The sequence below is a fragment of the Streptomyces sp. NPDC057445 genome, from assembly GCF_042802855.1.
Taxonomy (GTDB): domain Bacteria; phylum Actinomycetota; class Actinomycetes; order Streptomycetales; family Streptomycetaceae; genus Streptomyces.
The window spans coordinates 1-16,341 of record NZ_JBHVDH010000035.1 but is presented as its reverse complement, the minus strand read 5'-3'; the positions used below and the strand labels follow the sequence as shown (position 1 = coordinate 16,341).

Sequence of the window (16,341 nt, the reverse complement as noted above, 5' to 3'; positions counted from 1 at the left end):
GGCCTGGCACTGGTCGTGTGGTGGACACTGGCGCGGGCACGGCAGGTGGACCCCACCGCAACGGCCATCGTAAGCGAGGACCCCGCCACGCCGGGAGGTCCTCCCCCGTAGGGGCGCCCCGCGCCGAGGACGGCCGCCACGCATCGAGACCGACTGCCGCGTATCAAGGACAACGGTCGGGAGGCGCGGAAGGTGCCGCTGCTTCCGAAAAGTGTTCGCACCACCGACGCAGAGTCACCAGAATCCCTTCATGGAGCCCATCACTCTCGCCACCGAGCGACTGGAACTGCGCACGTTCACGCCGGACGACGCCGAAGAGGTCCGCGCGGCGTGTCAGGACCCCGACATCCAGCGCTGGATTCCTGCCGTCCCCGTACCGTACGAACGTGAGCACGCGGAGGAGTTCGTCGGCCTGACGGTGCCGGACGGATGGCGCACCGACACGGCGTACACCTTCTGCGTCCGGCCCCTGGGCGGTGGGCCGGTCCTGGCCTCGACGAGCCTTCACCATCCGCGCGAGGGCGGCTGGGAGATCGGCTTCTGGACGGCCAAGCAGCACCGGGGCCACGGCTATGCGACGGAGATCGTGCTGGGGCTGGCGCGCTGGGCCTTCACGGAACTGGCGTGCACCCGGCTGGAATGGCGCGCCGAGGTGGGCAACAGGGGGTCGCGGGCGGTCGCCGAGAAGGCCGGTTTCACGGTCGAGGGCGTCCAGCGGGCGGGCATTCACGCCCGGGGGACACTGCGGGACTGCTGGGTCGCCTCGCTGCTTCCTTCGGATCTGGGGCTGGCGTCCGTGGTTCCGTATCTGCCCGCGAAGGTGTGAGCGCAGCCGGACCCGTGGGGAAGGCGCGAGGCGGCAAACGGCGGTGATCTCCGAACGCGGGGCCGGCTGTCAGTGCCGCCCTCTAAGGTGCGGAACATGACCACTGTGCCGCCCGCCGCCGAACTGTCCGCCGACGAGGCCCGCCGCATAGCGCTGCGTGCCCAGGGTTTCCTCGGAGCCCCCGATCGACGCGGCGGCGTACGCGGTGTGCTGCGCCACCTCGGCGCGGTCCAGCTGGACACGATCTCGGTGCTGGCGCGCTCGCACGAGCTGATCCCGTATGCACGGCTCGGCGCTGTGGGCCGCAGGAGCGTCGAGGACGCCTACTGGACCGAAGGGCATGCCTTCGAGTACTGGTCGCACGCGGCTTGCATCCTCCCCGTCGAGGAGTGGCCGCACTTCGCCTTCCGCCGCCGTGCCTACCGATCCCGTCCGCACTGGTCCCACGACCTGCCGGACGGCGCGTACGACGCGGTGATCAAGCAGCTGAGTGCCGAAGGACCGCTCACCGCCACCGAGCTGGGCGGCGCCAACAACGGCGGGGAGTGGTGGGACTGGTCCGCATCGAAGGTCGCCGTCGAGCGGGCCCTGATGCACGGCGAGGTGGTGTGCACCGAACGGCGCAGCTGGAAGCGGGTGTACGACCTCGCCGAGCGGGCGGTCCCGGACGAGTTCCTCCATGACGAGCTCGACGACCGCGAGTGCCTTCGGCGGCTGGTGCGGCTGGCCGGGCAGGCCCTCGGAGTGGGCACGCGCGCGGACATCGCGGACTACCACCGGCTCAAGGGCGAGCAGTTCGACAGCGTGGTGGCGGAGTCGGGCCTCGTGCCCGTCCGTGTCGAGGGCTGGGACAAGGCGGCCTGGGCGGACCCGGAGGCCCTGGCGAGCGAGCCGCGCGGCCGTCACCGCACGACGCTGCTGTCCCCGTTCGACTCGCTGATCTGGGAGCGTGCCCGCACGGAGCGGATCTTCGGCTTCACTCACCGACTGGAGGCGTACGTCCCCAAAGCGAAGCGCGTGTACGGCTACTTCGCCATGCCGCTGCTCTCGGGCGGCCGGCTCATCGGCCGGGTCGATCCAGCCCGCGAGGGCACGACCCTGGTCGCCCGGCAGGTCTCACTGGACTCCTCCAAGGCGGTAGGGCCGATGGCGCAGGCTCTGCGCGAGGCTGCCGAATGGGTGGGCTGTGACTCGGTCCGCGTCGAGCGCGTCGACCGCCCCGAGCTCACCGCGTCCCTGGTGGCAGCCCTCGGCTGACCCGGGCGTCGCGGGTGCGGGAGCGCCTCGGGAGAGGGAGCGGCCGATCGGGGCCTACCGGATCTCGAGGATCTTCTCCCGCATCGCGTACACCACCGCTTCCATCCGTGAGTGGAGCTGGAGCTTCTCCAGGATGTTGCGCACGTGGTTCTTCACCGTGTTCTCGGAGATGAACAACTCCTTGGCGATGTCGCGGTTGTTCATTCCCGTGGCGACCAGCTTGAGGACTTCCAGCTCCCGGTCGGTCAGCCGGGGTGCGGGCACGAGCCGGCGCTCGTCGGTGCGCTGGATCATCGACTTGAACTCTGTGAGCAGCTTCGACGCCATGGAGGGGCTGATCTGCGACTGTCCGTCGGCCACGGCCCGGATCGCGGTGGCGACTTCGTCCGTGGAGATCTCCTTGAGGAGATATCCCGTCGCACCGGCCTTGATCGCGTCGTAGAGGTCGGCCTCCTCGTCACTGATCGTCAGCATGATGATCTTCGCGCTCGGGGCCACCTCCTTGATGGAGGTGCACGCTTCGATGCCGCCGCGCTTCGGCATCCGTACGTCCATCAGCACGATGTCCGGCAGCAGATCCGCGGCCTTGTCGACGGCCTCCGCGCCGTCGCCCGCCTCGCCGACGACCTGGATGTCCTCCTCCTGCGCGAGGACGATCTCCAGCCCGCGTCGGAAGAGGGCGTGGTCGTCCACCACGAGCACCCGGATCGGCTCCTTCCGGGAGACATCCGTCTCCACGCCGTCCGTGCTCTCGGTGTCGTCCGTGTCCTGCACCGGCCCGAAGCTGTCCGCCATCGTTCCTCCCCCTGAGGCCATGGCCCTGGTCATCTGCGGTCTGCCAACCGCAGTCGACAGTGCACCGGTTGGCTCGGATCGCCATGATTTCATGCCCACAGGACGGCGTGGTGTTCCTGTGGGCGCACAGAGGTGCCCCTGGGGGCGCAGAGGGCGCTCCAGGGGCACCACGGGGGGGGCGGGATCAGCCGCCGAGCGCACCACCGGCACCGCCCGACTCACGCCCGGCGAGCGGGTCGGTCTGCAGGTGGATGACGCCGTAGTCATAGGCGTGCCGCCGGTAGACGACACTGGGCTCCTTGGTCTCGGAGTCGACGAACAGATAGAAGTCGTGCCCGACCAACTCCATCTCGTAGAGAGCCTGGTCGAGCGTCATCGGGGCGGCGACATGGTTCTTCTCGCGGACCACCAGCGGTCCTTCGCCCTGCACTTCGAGCGAGCCGATCCTGGTGGTGGGAACGGCATCGGAAGCTTCATCGGATACGGGCTCACCGTTTCCGTTCAACTGAGCCACGCCAGGTACGACGTCGGCGACCTCCGCCGCCGACAGCCGGCCGTTGCCCCGGCGGTTGTGGCGCTTGTCGTGCTGCTTGCGCAGCCGCGCCTCCAGCTTCGCCGTGGCCAGGTCGAGCGCCGCGTAGGGGTCGGCGGCCGCTGCTTCGGCCCGGATCACCGGGCCACGCGAAAGAAGTGTGATCTCCACGCGGTCGGAACGGTCTGCCTGCCGCGGGTTGTGCTCCTTGGACACCTCGACGTCGAGGCTGATCACCTTGCCGTCGAGCTTCTGGATCTTGTCCAGCTTCAGCTTCTCGGCCACGTGCTTGCGGAACCGCTCGGGCACCTCGGTCTTGCGGCCCTTGACGACGATGTCCACGCAGAACTCCGTTCCCGGATTGCTCCGCCCGCTCAGCGGAGCGTCTCCCTTTTGCACCAGGCCCCGGTGTGCACCGGAGCCTCGGACTTGGCGACTTTCACCTCCTCCTCCCCCATCGGCGAGATCCCCACCCCACCAATTTCGAGGTTTCGGGTTGCTTCATGAACACCTGGCCTTAACCCGGCCATGTATTCCTTGAAGACCAGAGTTCACCATTCCTCACAACCCGAACATAGCTCGCCACGGCCGTTGTCGGCACCCGCTACCAGCGCGTACGTCCGTTCAGGTGAACTCCCTCCCTCACTACCTGCAACGTTGCGGCCTCCGCGTCAGTTCCGATCCGCCCCGAACGACAAGGGCGGTGCGGCGACCACGGCGGCGCTGAGCGGGGCATGGCCGCGGAAATCGGCCGCGGTCGCGGCACGCAGTGCCCGGGCCGCCTCCGCGAGCGAGGCACCGGTCGTCATCACGTCGTCCACGAGCACCACTCTGCGGTCCTTCAGCAGCCGCCCGGCACCGGCCGGCACCATGAGAGCTCCTGCCATGTTCGCCTGCCGCTCGCGGGCCGTGAGCCCCGACTGGTCCGCCACCGGCCGGCACTGCCGCAGCACCGGCAGCGCACCGGCGGGCACTCCGGAGCGCCGCAGGATCCCGGCAGCGGCCACCGCGACACGCCGTGTCGCGTCGTGGCCACGGGCCCGCACCGCGCTCCGCGCCGACGGCACGGGCACGAGCATCAGCGGCTGCGCGGCTCGGGCCTGATCGGCCTCCGGCACCGCCGCCCGCACGGCACCGGCCAGCGCCCCGCCGAGGGGCCTGGCCAGCCCCAGCGCGCCTCGTTCCTTGTGCGCCAGCAGCACGGCCCGTACCGCGTCCTCGTAGCGCGCCGCCGCGAACACCACGGGCAGCTCCGCCGGCTCCGGACACGGCCGCACGCGCCGCGCCCGTCGCCCTGCGAGCTGCCACCCGCAGTCCTCGCACAGGCGGGTACGTGGCTCTCCGCAACCGCCGCAGGCGACCGGCAGCACCAGCCCGGCGATCTCGTGCCACCAGCCCCGCATGAGCACCACTGTGCCGCTGCCGAAGGCGCCCCGCCACCCCTGTGGAAAAGCCCCCGGGCGCCTGTTGTTCCCGGTTCGGGAGCTGTACCGAGCCGGTGCTATCCCGGATAGACGGGGGAGGAACCCTTGTCGATCATCGTCTGCCAGTTCGCCGACGGCGCGAGCCGCACCAGCCCGTCGTCGGAGACGGCCACCAGCGGCCGCTCCTCGTGGTCCTCCGTGGCGGCAACTGCGGTCACCTTGTTCAGGCCCGGCAGGCCGCCGACCGGTGACAGGGACCCGTCGGTGGCGATGTAGCGCACCTGCTGCACGCCGCCCGCTTCCTTGCCGACGACGACGAGGCGGCTCGGCCCTGCCCAGGACACCGCGGTCACCGACTCCAGGCGGGGCGCCGCGGACTGCAGCTCAACCACCGAGACCGTGACGGCCCCCTCTGCGTTCGCATGCCGCTCGATCCGGCCGATCTTCAGCGAGCTCCTGCCGTCCTTGGACAGCAGCAGCGCTATCCGCACGCCGTCGGCGGACACCCTCAGCGACTCGATCCGGGCCCCGTCGAGCCCGTCGACCTCGACGGTCTGGGGGTCGCCCTTGCCGCCCGCGAGGCGCATCAGCTTCGGCCGGGCCGGGTCGCGATCCGCCACCCACAGGTCGTTCCGGTCCCAACTGGGCGCGGACAGCCGGTCCTCGGGCTTCCTGGCAGCGCTGTTCACCAAGGGGGCGGCGAGTTCCTCGTCGGACATGATCGACGAGGTGTAGAGGTGCTGGCCGTCGTTGGTGACGGCTGCGGCTCGCTGTGCGTTGCGTGCGACCGCGACCGTACCCAGACGCAGCTCGCCGGTGCCGAACGGCCCGCGCACCGTGGTCTTGTCCACGGTCTTGGCCTCCGCACCCACCACCGACATCCGGCCGTTGCCGTCCACGAAGTACACATTGTCGGGGCTCGCCGACGCACGCACCGGAGCGGAAGCCTCCGCCTGGTCGGCGCTGAGCACACACAGCGGGGAACCGTCGGCGCGCTGCAGCTGCGCCTGCTCCACACGGGGCGATGTCAGCTCACGCAAGGTGAGCAGCACCAGAGTCGCCATCCTCTGGCACGCGGTCCGCCCGACGTTGGACGCCTTGCCGTTGAGCGGCACCTTCAGAACGTTCTGATCGTCCGGCGTCAGGGACGTGGTGCCCTTCCTCAGCGCCGTACCCGCGGGGAACGGCGAGCCGACGGCCGGCCTGAGCCAGTTCGTCGGCCCGTCGAAGAGCGCCGACACCGCCTGCGCGGCCGGGTCCATCCTGGTCACCGGATCCTGCCGCTGCCGGATGTAGACCGGGTCCGCCACCACCGACTGACCGGAGGCGAAGTAGTACTTGTTGACCGACACGTAGTTGCGCTGGAAGTCGCTCTCGCCGAGTACAAGGCCCTGCGGGGCGGAGTCGATGCGCCACTCCTTGCCCTTGCCGTCCGGTCCGCTCTGCCGGACCAGACGCAGCCCCCCGCTGTACTGGGTGGGTGCCACCGCCTGATAGGCGTGCCTGTCCACCGTCGCGATCAGCTCACCGGAAAGCGGGTAGCTGCGGCTGTTCTCGTTCTCCCCCGAGGCCGCAGGCCCCAGGTCGGGCGCCTCGGTCAACACCGTGGTGAGCTGCTCCGGCTTCCACTCCTTGGCAGCATGCTTCGTCAGGTATTTGCGCGCGGTCGCAAAGGTGGGGTCGTCACTGGTCATGGCCTCCAGGAAGCCGACGACGATCTCTTCCGGCACGGCGCCCTCGCGAGGTGGCACCGCGAGAACCCGCACCTGCGAGTCCGCGCCCTTGGTCGCCTTCACCTGCTCGACGTCCCCGGAATCCGGCATCGACGCGCACCCGGCCAGGAGCATCAGCGCGCAGACGGGCAGCACGAACGCCCGCGCCGCGCGCCCACGGCCGTAACCACGACGCTCAGCGCCCACGAGTCGTGTCCTCCTGCTCCGAGATGCGCCCCGCCGCCTCGCCGGCACCCAGCCGCTCCCCGGCCTGGCGTGCCACGACACGGGCGCCGCTGCCCGGCAGGGCCGCCGGGTCCACCGCCGCCCCGGGCGGGGCGTGCGACGGCACAGAGGGCCGTGCGGGCATCTGTATCGGTGACCGGTCCGCGCCCGGCTGCTTCGGCACGGTCGCCAGCCGCAGGGCATTCTCGTTCGCCTGGTCGGCCGCGGCACGCTCACGTGCGCTACGGGAGTCCTCGGGCTCCAGGGGTATCGGTGATCCACGCAGCGGCTCGTCGGCGGTGCGCGGCAGAGTGAGACGGAACTGGGAACCACCGCCCGGCTCGCCCCATGCCTGGAGCCAGCCGCCGTGCAGCCGTGCGTCCTCGACGGCGATGGACAGGCCGAGGCCCGTCCCGCCGGTGGTGCGCGCACGCGCCGGGTCGGCCCGCCAGAAGCGGTTGAACACCCGTGTGGCCTCCCCGGGCTTCAGCCCCACGCCGTAGTCCCGCACGGACACCGCCACGGCTCCCCCTGCCGACGCCAGCCGTACGACCACGTCGCGTCCGTCACCGTGCTCGACGGCGTTGACGACCAGATTGCGCAGGACCCGCTCGATGCGCCGGGCGTCGGCCTCTGCGACCACGGGCTGCTCGTCGCCGACCACCCGGATCCGGGTGCCCTTGCGCTCGGCCAGCGGCTCCGCCCCGCCGATCACCCGGCGTACCACCTCACGCAGATCTATCGGCTCTGCTTCCAGGGCCGCCGCACCGGCGTCGAACCGGCTGATCTCCAGCAGGTCCGCGAGCAGTGACTCGAACCGGTCCAGCTGGTCCCCGAGCAGTTCCGCGGAGCGCGCGGTCACCGGATCGAAGTCGCTCCGCGCCTCGTGGATGACGTCGGCCGCCATCCGTACGGTCGTCAGAGGGGTACGCAGCTCGTGCGAGACATCGGAGACGAACCGCCGCTGCATCCTGGAGAGCTCCTCCAGCTGCTGGATCTTGTGCTGAAGATTCTGCGCCATCTTGTTGAAGGCCTCACCCAGCCTGGCGATGTCGTCCTCGCCGGTGACCTTCATCCGTTCCTGGAGCCGCCCTGCCGAGAGCCGCTCGGCGATCCCTGCGGCCATCCGTACAGGCGTGACGACCTGGCGCACCACCAGCCACGCGATCGCCCCGAGGAGAACGACCACGAACAGTCCTGCCGTCGCCAGCGTTCCCTTGACCAGGCTCAGCGACTCCTCCTCCTGCGTCAGCGGGAAGAGGTAGTACAGCTCGTAGGCGTTGCCCGCGACGTCGTTGAGGCGCTTGCCGACGACCAGCCCGGCCTCCGGCTCCTTCGGGGGCGAGTACTTGATCTTGACGTAGGTCTGGAACGTCCCCGTTCCCTGCGCGACGGAACTGCGCAGTGTCTCGGGAATGCTCGTCACGTCCACGTTGCCGGACGCCCGGGGGCCCCGGCTCGTCCCGGCGTCCTCCGAGTCCGGGCTCAGCGCCACGACGTGGTAGGCGCCCTGGCCGCCACTGGCCAGCTGCTTCACCAGCTCGGACCGCCAGTTGACGGCACCCCGGCCGGGCCTGCCGTCGGTCGCGTCCCCGTCCGGCCCGCCGTTGGCGACCCGTCCGCTCGCCTTGTCCTGGGCCGCCACGAATCCGCCGGCGGCCTGGCTCTGAGCCGCCTGCTCCTTGGCGTCCAGCAGCCCGTTGCGGACCTGGCCGATGACGACGAGCCCGAGCAGCAGCACCACACCGAGCGACATCAGCAGCGTGCTGACGACCACCCGCAGCTGGATGTTCCGCCGCCACAGCCGCACGGCGGGCAGCAGCGGCCGGCGGACCCAGCGCACGACGAGCCGGAGCACCGGACCACCCGGCGCCCCGTCCTGGAACACCCTGCCTACGCGCGAAGGCTCACGCCCAGGTCCGGCAGCCCGCCCCGTACGGACTCCCGGCCCCCCGGGTTTCGGAGCAGCACTGCCCACGGCCATGTCAGCTCGGTCCGGCCTTGTAACCGACACCACGGACGGTCACGACGATCTCCGGCCGCTCGGGGTCCTTCTCGACCTTGGAGCGGAGCCGCTGCACATGGACGTTCACCAGCCGGGTGTCGGCGGCGTGGCGGTAGCCCCAGACCTGCTCGAGCAGCACCTCGCGGGTGAACACCTGCCACGGCTTACGTGCGAGCGCGACAAGCAGATCGAACTCCAGCGGGGTCAGCGCGATCGACTGACCGTCCCGCTTCACGGAGTGGCCCGCCACGTCGATGACCAGGTCCCCGATCGCCAGCTGCTCCGGAGCCGGCTCCTCCGACCTGCGCAGTCGTGCCCTGATACGGGCCACCAGCTCCTTCGGCTTGAACGGCTTGACGATGTAGTCGTCAGCTCCGGACTCGAGACCGACGACCACGTCGACGGTGTCGCTCTTGGCCGTGAGCATGACGATCGGCACACCCGACTCGGCCCTGATGAGCCGGCACACCTCGATGCCGTCCCGGCCGGGCAGCATGAGATCCAGCAGCACCAGGTCCGGCTTGGCCTCCCGGAATGCGGCAAGTGCCTTGTCGCCGTCCGCTACGAACGACGGCTCGAACCCTTCACCACGCAGCACAATCCCGAGCATCTCGGCCAGTGCGGTGTCGTCATCGACGACAAGGACGCGTCCCTTCATAATCGACATCATCCCATTAGCTAATCGTTACCTGGCGTGAGCTGGCACACAGATCCACTATCGCTGCCCCCGTGACCGGGGAAATCGTCCCTTCTTCGGTGACGATCGCGGTGACGAGCTCGGGGGGCGTGACATCGAACGCGGGGTTGTACGCCCGTGTTCCGGGCGGCGCCACCGGCATCCCGATCGCCGGTCCGGCTCCTGGCACCGCGGGCTGCGGCACATTCATCTCCGTCACCTCCTGGTCCGACCTCTGCTCCACGACGATCGACGCCCCGTCCTCGCTCCGCAGATCCACCGTGGTGGTCGGCGCCACGACTATGAACGGCACATGGTGGTACTTGGCAAGCACCGCGAGCGGATAGCTCCCCACCTTGTTCGCCACGGAGCCGTCCGCCGCTATCCGGTCCGCCCCGATCAATACCGCATCCACCTGCCCCGCCGCGAACAGCGAACCCGCTGCATTGTCCGTGAGCAAGGTGTACGGCATTCCGCTCCCGGCCGCCTCGTACGCGGTGAGCCGGGCACCCTGCAGCAACGGGCGCGTCTCGTCCACCCACAGCTCGCGCAGCCTGCCCGCACGGTGCGCGGCGAGCGCCACCGCGAACGCGGTTCCCTCGCCGCCCGAGACCAGCCGCCCCGTGTTGCAGTGCGTCAGTATCCGGTGACCGCCGCCGGGCAGCAGCTCGTCGAGCAGCGCGAGCCCATGGCCCGCCATCCGCGCGCTGGCCTCGGCGTCCTCCCGGTGCAGCTCCTTCGCCGCGGCGAGCGCGGCGCCTGCCGCCTCTACCGGACCCGCACCGCCGCCGACCGCCTCCCGGTACGCGCCGGCCGCCAGCCGGACCCCGTATCCGAGATTCACCGCGGTGGGCCTCGCTCCCTCCAGCAGGTCCACCGCCTCGGCGAGGTCGTACCCCCGCGCGGCGGCCAGCGCCACGCCGTAGGCGCCCGCGATCCCGAGCAGTGGCGCCCCGCGGACGGCGAGCGTCCGGATCGCCTGGACCAGCGCCGGGACGTCCGTACAGACCAGCTCGACCTCCTCCGCGGGGAGCCGGGTCTGATCGAGAACTACCAGTACGGGGCCTTCGGGCCGGTCGTCCCAGCGCAGCGACGGCAACAACGCGGGCCTTGGACCGGACGGAGCCTGAAGGTGCTGATCATCCATCCGCCCAGTCTGCCCGCTGCGGCAGCCACAATGAAGCCGAGAAGGAGATCAAACGCCAGGCCCACCGGCACGCGACGCGTGGCACGATGGCTGCCAGCCTTCCGCAACGCCGTGCGGCCAGGCCCCGAGACAGCACCGGCTTGCCGAGCCGGCCGCGAGAGCAATCCACGAGGTGGACCACTGTGAACGACACTCCGGGCTGGGCCTCGCCCGGATCCGCGCCCTCCGACGGCCAGGGCTCCGGAGCGCCGCGGCCCGACGAGCCCGCCGACGCGGCCGGGCCCGCCTCGAAGTGGTCCGAGCAGCAGCCGCCCGCAGGTCGCTGGACACCGCCCACCGCGCCCGGGGGCGCGCCCGTACCTCCAGCCCGGCCGGGCTGGGGCGGTCCGGTGCGCGACGGCTGGGGTGGTCCGCCGCCCGCCGCGAAGCCCGGGGTCATCCCACTCCGCCCGCTCGGCGTCGGCGAGATCCTGGACGGCGCCGTGTCGACGCTGCGCGCCCACTGGCGCACGGTGCTCGGCATCACGATCACGTTCTCCGTCATCTCCCAGATCGCCGACATCCTCATCCAGCGCTACCTGGTCCCGCCGCCCCCGGCCGCGAACCCGGACGCCACCCCCGAGGAGGCCATCCGCCAGGTCGTCGAATCGACGCAGTCGAGCATGATCGCCGCGCTCCCCGCCGTGGCCATCGCACTGATCGCCACCCTCTTCATCACCGCGCTGCTCACGATCGTGATCAGCCGCTCCGTGCTGGGACGCCAGGTCAACCTCTCCGAGGCCTGGAGCGAGGCCCGGCCACGGCTTCTCCATCTGCTGGGGCTGACCGTGCTGATCGTGCTGATGTGCGCGGGTGTGATCGTCGTGGGCGTACTCCCCGGGGTGTTGTTCGACTCCGCCGCTCTCCGGATACTGGGCGGCTTCGCCGGGGTCCTCGTAGCTGTCTGGCTCTGGGTCCGCTATGCCCTTTCCTCGCCGGCGCTGATGCTGGAGCGTCAGAGCATCGCGCAGTCTCTCCGCCGCTCCGCCAAGCTGGTCCGCGGCGCCTGGTGGCGGACCTTCGGGATCCTTGTCCTGGTGCTGGTGATCACCTCCATCGTCTCGATGATCATTGCGGTCCCGTTCAGCCTGCTCGCCCTCATAGCCGACAGCGGCGGCCTCAGCGGCCTGCTCAGCGGCGACAACCCCGCGTTCGGCTGGCCCTTCCTGATCATCACCGGTATCGGCGCGGTGATCGCCTCGTCCATCACGTACCCGATCTCGGCGGGGGTCACGGTCCTCCTCTACGTGGACCAGCGCATCCGCCGGGAGGCCCTCGACCTCGAGCTCGCCCGGGCCGCCGGCATCCCCGGCTACGGCCCCCCAGCACCCGGCGACGACACCTCCAGGGGCTGATGCCGTGTCCATCACGGGGGGCATCATCACAGCGCGGTCACTGAGCCGTGCATACGCCGACGAACCAGACGTACCGGTGGACATCCCGCGCGTCCCCGCCCGGGAGGCGGCCGAGCGGGAACTGTCCCGGCCGATGTACCACGAGAACGATCCGAATCTCCTCCAGCGGGCTCTGGACCGCTTCTGGGAATGGGTCGACGGCATCTTCAGCAGCGCGTCCGGGGCAACACCTGGCGGAGCACTCGGACTCGTCGTCATCGTTCTGATCGTCATCGCCCTGGCCACCGCGCTCTGGTGGCGGCTGGGCACCCCACGGCGCACCCCCACGAGCGGCGACGCACTCTTCGACAAGGGCCCCCGCAGCGCCGCGGAACACCGCGCCGACGCCGAAGCGCACGCCTCCGCCGGGCGTTTCGACCAGGCGGTCCAGGAGCGGATGCGCGCTGTCGTCCGCTCCCTGGAGGAGCGGGCCCTCCTCGACCCGCGCCCCGGACGCACCGCCGACGAGGCCGCCGCGGAGGCCGGCCGGCCCCTCCCCGACCACGCCGACGCACTCCGCACCGCGGCGCGGACCTTCGACGACGTCACATACGGGGGACGCCCGGCCGACCAACAGATGTATCTGCACCTCAAAGACCTCGACAGCCGACTGGAACGCGCCAAGCCCCAACTCGACGCCGTGGCCCGAGGAGCAGCCGAATGACCGCGGCCACGGCCGGCACCACGTCGACGTCCCTGACCTCCCGGCAGATCTGGACGCGCAGCCGAGGTGTGCTGCTCGTACTCGTCATCCTCGTGGCCGCCGGGATCGCCATCGCGGCCCTTCAATCCGGCGAACAGCACGGGCGCCTCGATCCCCGCTCCGCGGACCGCGCCGGCAGCCGCGCCGTGGCCGAACTGCTCAAGGCCCAGGGCGTCGACACACATGTGGTCACCACCCTCGACGAGGCCACCGCCGCCACCGGCCCCGACACCACCCTCCTTGTGGTCACGCCCGACCTGCTGACCAACCGCCAGCAGGAGGCCCTGCGCACGGCCATGGCCCCCTCGGGCGGCCGCACGGTCCTGGTCGCCGCGGGGCCGCCCTCCGTCGGTGTCCTCGCACCCGGCGTACGGGCGGAGTCGCGCACCTCGGTCTCCGCTCGCGCCCCAGAGTGCGGCTTCCCCGCCGCACAGCGCGCGGGCAGGACAGACATCGGCGGCGAGCGCTACACCACGGACGACCTCACCACGCCCGCCGAGGCCTGCTACCCCAGCGGCGGCCTGCCCACCCTGGTCAGGATCGACGACCCGGGTGACGGCGACACCGTCCTGCTCGGCTCCCCCGACATCCTCTACAACGAGCGCCTCGCGGAGCAGGGCAACGCCTCCCTCGCGCTTCAACTTCTCGGATCCCGGCCGCATCTCGTCTGGTACCTCCCTTCGCTCAGTGATGACTCGGCCGTGCCGGAGGGCGGCGATGACGAGAGCGGCGCGAGCAGCGTCGGCGGGCTGATCCCCTCCGGCTGGCTGTGGGGCACCCTCCAACTCCTCATCGCCGCGGCACTCGCCGCCATCTGGCGCGCCCGCAGACTCGGACCGCTGGTGGCCGAACGGCTGCCCGTCGCCATCCGCGCCTCCGAGTCGACCGAGGGCCGCGCACGGCTCTATCGCAAGGCCAACGCCCGCGATCGCGCCGCCTCCGTCCTGCGCTCGGCAACCCGCACCCGGCTCGCCCCTCTCCTGGGCGTCGCCCCGGCAGACGCCCACGCCCCCGATGTCCTGCTTCACGCCGTGTCCGCCCATCTCGACGCGGGGGACCGGGACATCAGGACCCTGCTCTTCGGCCCGGCACCCGCCGACGACGCCTCGCTTGTCCACCTGGCTGACCAACTCGACGCCCTCGAAAGAGAGGTACGCACTTCATGAGCGCCCCGACCCCCGAGACCCCAGAGAACTCGGACAGCGCACGCGCCTCCCTCGAGGCCCTGCGAACCGAGATCGCGAAGGCCGTGGTCGGCCAGGACTCCGCCGTCACCGGACTCGTCGTCGCCCTCCTCTGCCGTGGTCACGTCCTCCTCGAGGGAGTCCCCGGCGTCGCCAAGACGCTCCTCGTCCGTGCCCTCGCCGCATCCCTCGAACTCGACACCAAGCGGGTGCAGTTCACGCCGGACCTCATGCCCAGCGATGTCACGGGCTCGCTTGTCTACGACGCTCGGACCGCGGAGTTCTCCTTCCAGCCGGGTCCTGTGTTCACCAACCTGCTGCTCGCCGACGAGATCAACCGGACACCCCCGAAGACCCAGTCGTCGCTGCTCGAGGCCATGGAGGAGCGTCAGGTCACGGTCGACGGCACGCCCCGCCCTCTCCCGGACCCGTTCCTGGTCGCGGCGACACAGAACCCTGTCGAGTACGAAGGCACGTACCCCCTCCCCGAGGCCCAGCTCGACCGCTTCCTCCTCAAGCTGACGGTGCCGCTGCCCTCACGTCAGGACGAGATCAACGTGCTCACCCGGCACGCCGAGGGCTTCAACCCGCGTGACCTGCGGGCCGCCGGAATCGGTCCCGTCGCCGGACCGGCCGATCTGGAAGCCGCCCGCGCGGCCGTCGCGAAGACCTCGGTCTCACCCGAGATCGCCGGCTATGTCGTCGATATCTGCCGTGCCACCCGCGAATCCCCCTCACTCACGCTCGGCGTCTCCCCCCGGGGCGCCACCGCGCTGCTCTCCACAGCACGGGCCTGGGCCTGGCTCACCGGCCGTGACTACGTCATCCCGGATGATGTGAAAGCCCTGGCCCTTCCCACCCTCCGGCACCGCATCCAGCTGCGCCCAGAGGCGGAGATGGAAGGAGTCACCGCGGACTCCGTCATCACCGCGATCCTGGCCCACGTCCCCGTTCCTCGCTGAGGCTGTGCACCGTGGCCCTCACCGGACGAACCGCTCTCCTCGCCGCACTCGGCGCTATCCCCGTCGGCGTCTTCGCGCCCAGCTGGGCGGGGATCCTTGCCGTCAACGCACCCCTTTCCGTAGCAATTCTGTGCGACTACGCCCTGGCCGCACCAGTCCACAGACTCCGATTCACCCGAAGCGGTGATACATCAGTTCGACTCGGTGACAGCGCGGACGTCCAGCTCACAGTCACCAACCCCTCGAGCCGCCGCCTGCGCGCCCACCTCCGCGACGCCTGGCCGCCCAGCAGCTGGGCCCCTGGCACCGAACAGGCCGCCTCCCGGCACAAGCTGACGGTCCCGGCCGGCGAGCGCCGCCGCATCTCGACCATGCTGCGCCCCACCCGCCGCGGCGACCGCCACGCGGAGCGCATCACCGTCCGCTCGTACGGCCCCCTCGGCCTCGCCGCGCGCCAGGGCAACCACACCGTGCCCTGGACCGTGCGCGTCCTGCCGCCGTTCACGAGCCGCAAGCATCTCCCGTCCCGCCTTGCCCGGTTGCGCGAGCTCGACGGCCGGACCAGCGTGCTGATCCGCGGACAGGGCACCGAGTTCGACAGCCTCCGTGAGTACGTCCCCGGCGACGACACCCGTTCGATCGACTGGCGGGCCACTGCCCGCCAGAACACCGTCGCGGTGCGCACCTGGCGGCCGGAGCGCGACCGCCACATCCTCATCGTGCTCGACACGGGCCGCACCTCCGCCGGCCGCGTCGGCGACGTCCCGCGCCTGGACGCCGCCATGGACGCCGCACTGCTTCTCACCGCCCTCGCAACGCGCGCGGGAGACCGCGTGGACCTCCTGGCGTACGACCGCCGCACCCGGGCCCAGGTCCAGGGCCGCGCCGCCGGTGAGGTGCTGCCCGCGATGGTGAACGCCCTCGCGCCGCTCGAACCCGAACTCGTGGAGACCGACGCCCGCGGCCTCAGCGCAGCCGCGCTCAAGCACGCCCCGCGCAGGTCGCTCGTGGTCCTGCTGACCAGTCTTGACGCTGCTCCGATCGAAGACGGCCTGTTGCCGGTCCTCCCGCAGCTCACCCAGCGCCACACAGTCCTTCTGGCGTCCGTGGCCGACCCTCACGTCGAGGAGATGACCAACGACCGGGGCACCCTGGACGGGGTGTACGCCGCTGCTGCCGGCACACAGGCGCAGAGCCAGCGGCGGCGCACAGCCGAACAGCTGCAGCAACATGGCGTGACCGTCGTCGACGCCACGCCGGAACAACTGGCGCCCGCATTGGCAGATGCCTACCTCGCCCTGAAGGCGGCGGGGCGACTGTAGGGCGGCTTCGGAAAAGGGGCCCTGGACCCTGATTCCGCTCCTGAACGCAGGAAAGCCCCGGACCATAAGGTCCGGGGCTTTCCTGGAATGATTGTTCGGCGGTGTCCTACTCTCCCACAGGGTCCCCCCTGCAGTACC

At 70.8% G+C, this 16,341-nt stretch carries 14 protein-coding genes; 7 read left to right on the top strand and 7 right to left on the bottom strand.

The genetic code is table 11. From position 1 onward, the window contains the following. The first annotated feature begins 250 nt into the window (after nt 1–250). On the top strand, nt 251–826 hold the full coding sequence (locus ACFU5O_RS35815) for a GNAT family N-acetyltransferase (RefSeq protein WP_384246809.1): 576 nt from the start codon (nt 251–253) through the stop codon (nt 824–826). A 96-nt stretch (nt 827–922) separates the two neighbouring features. Then, a complete protein-coding gene (locus ACFU5O_RS35810) occupies nt 923–2,083 on the top strand; it encodes a winged helix-turn-helix domain-containing protein (RefSeq protein WP_384246808.1) in 1,161 nt (386 codons plus the stop codon). 54 nt (nt 2,084–2,137) lie between these two features. Here the strand turns inward: ACFU5O_RS35810 and ACFU5O_RS35805 are convergent, their stop codons facing one another. From ACFU5O_RS35805 to mtnA, 7 genes are all read right to left on the bottom strand, one after another. After that, nucleotides 2,138–2,878 carry a response regulator gene (locus ACFU5O_RS35805; protein ID WP_384246807.1) on the bottom strand — a complete coding sequence of 247 codons (741 nt, stop codon included), beginning with the start codon at nt 2,876–2,878 and terminating at the stop codon, nt 2,138–2,140. 184 nt (nt 2,879–3,062) lie between these two features. Next, nucleotides 3,063–3,752 (bottom strand): ribosome hibernation-promoting factor, HPF/YfiA family, encoded by a 690-nt coding sequence (hpf, locus tag ACFU5O_RS35800; protein WP_384246806.1) that lies wholly within the window; start codon nt 3,750–3,752, stop codon nt 3,063–3,065. Nucleotides 3,753–4,081: 329 nt separating this feature from the next. Continuing rightward, a complete protein-coding gene (locus tag ACFU5O_RS35795) occupies nt 4,082–4,813 on the bottom strand; it encodes a ComF family protein (protein ID WP_384246805.1) in 732 nt (243 codons plus the stop codon). A gap of 98 nt (nt 4,814–4,911) precedes the next feature. Continuing rightward, a complete protein-coding gene (locus tag ACFU5O_RS35790) occupies nt 4,912–6,753 on the bottom strand; it encodes an LpqB family beta-propeller domain-containing protein (RefSeq protein ID WP_384246804.1) in 1,842 nt (613 codons plus the stop codon). Further along, nucleotides 6,743–8,755 carry an MtrAB system histidine kinase MtrB gene (gene mtrB / locus ACFU5O_RS35785; RefSeq protein WP_384246802.1) on the bottom strand — a complete coding sequence of 671 codons (2,013 nt, stop codon included), beginning with the start codon at nt 8,753–8,755 and terminating at the stop codon, nt 6,743–6,745. Before mtrB ends, ACFU5O_RS35790 begins: the two co-directional genes overlap by 11 nt. A gap of 1 nt (nt 8,756) precedes the next feature. Next, a complete protein-coding gene (gene mtrA, locus ACFU5O_RS35780) occupies nt 8,757–9,446 on the bottom strand; it encodes an MtrAB system response regulator MtrA (protein ID WP_205375139.1) in 690 nt (229 codons plus the stop codon). Between the two features lie 4 nt (nt 9,447–9,450). Then, nucleotides 9,451–10,599 (bottom strand): S-methyl-5-thioribose-1-phosphate isomerase, encoded by a 1,149-nt coding sequence (gene mtnA, locus ACFU5O_RS35775; RefSeq protein ID WP_384246801.1) that lies wholly within the window; start codon nt 10,597–10,599, stop codon nt 9,451–9,453. 182 nt (nt 10,600–10,781) lie between these two features. On the opposite strand from mtnA, the gene ACFU5O_RS35770 reads away from it, so the two are divergent. The 5 genes from ACFU5O_RS35770 to ACFU5O_RS35750 are packed head-to-tail and all read left to right on the top strand — an operon-like array spanning nt 10,782 to nt 16,203. Then, nucleotides 10,782–11,993 (top strand): glycerophosphoryl diester phosphodiesterase membrane domain-containing protein, encoded by a 1,212-nt coding sequence (locus ACFU5O_RS35770; protein WP_384246799.1) that lies wholly within the window; start codon nt 10,782–10,784, stop codon nt 11,991–11,993. A 4-nt stretch (nt 11,994–11,997) separates the two neighbouring features. Beyond that, on the top strand, nt 11,998–12,696 hold the full coding sequence (locus ACFU5O_RS35765) for a DUF4129 domain-containing protein (RefSeq protein ID WP_384246798.1): 699 nt from the start codon (nt 11,998–12,000) through the stop codon (nt 12,694–12,696). Beyond that, a complete protein-coding gene (locus tag ACFU5O_RS35760) occupies nt 12,693–13,901 on the top strand; it encodes a DUF4350 domain-containing protein (protein WP_384246796.1) in 1,209 nt (402 codons plus the stop codon). Before ACFU5O_RS35765 ends, ACFU5O_RS35760 begins: the two co-directional genes overlap by 4 nt. Continuing rightward, nucleotides 13,898–14,881 (top strand): AAA family ATPase, encoded by a 984-nt coding sequence (locus tag ACFU5O_RS35755; protein ID WP_384246795.1) that lies wholly within the window; start codon nt 13,898–13,900, stop codon nt 14,879–14,881. Before ACFU5O_RS35760 ends, ACFU5O_RS35755 begins: the two co-directional genes overlap by 4 nt. 11 nt (nt 14,882–14,892) lie before the next feature. Next, nucleotides 14,893–16,203, top strand: coding sequence for a DUF58 domain-containing protein (locus tag ACFU5O_RS35750; RefSeq protein WP_384246794.1), 1,311 nt, complete (start codon nt 14,893–14,895; stop codon nt 16,201–16,203). The last annotated feature ends 138 nt before the right edge of the window (nt 16,204–16,341 follow it).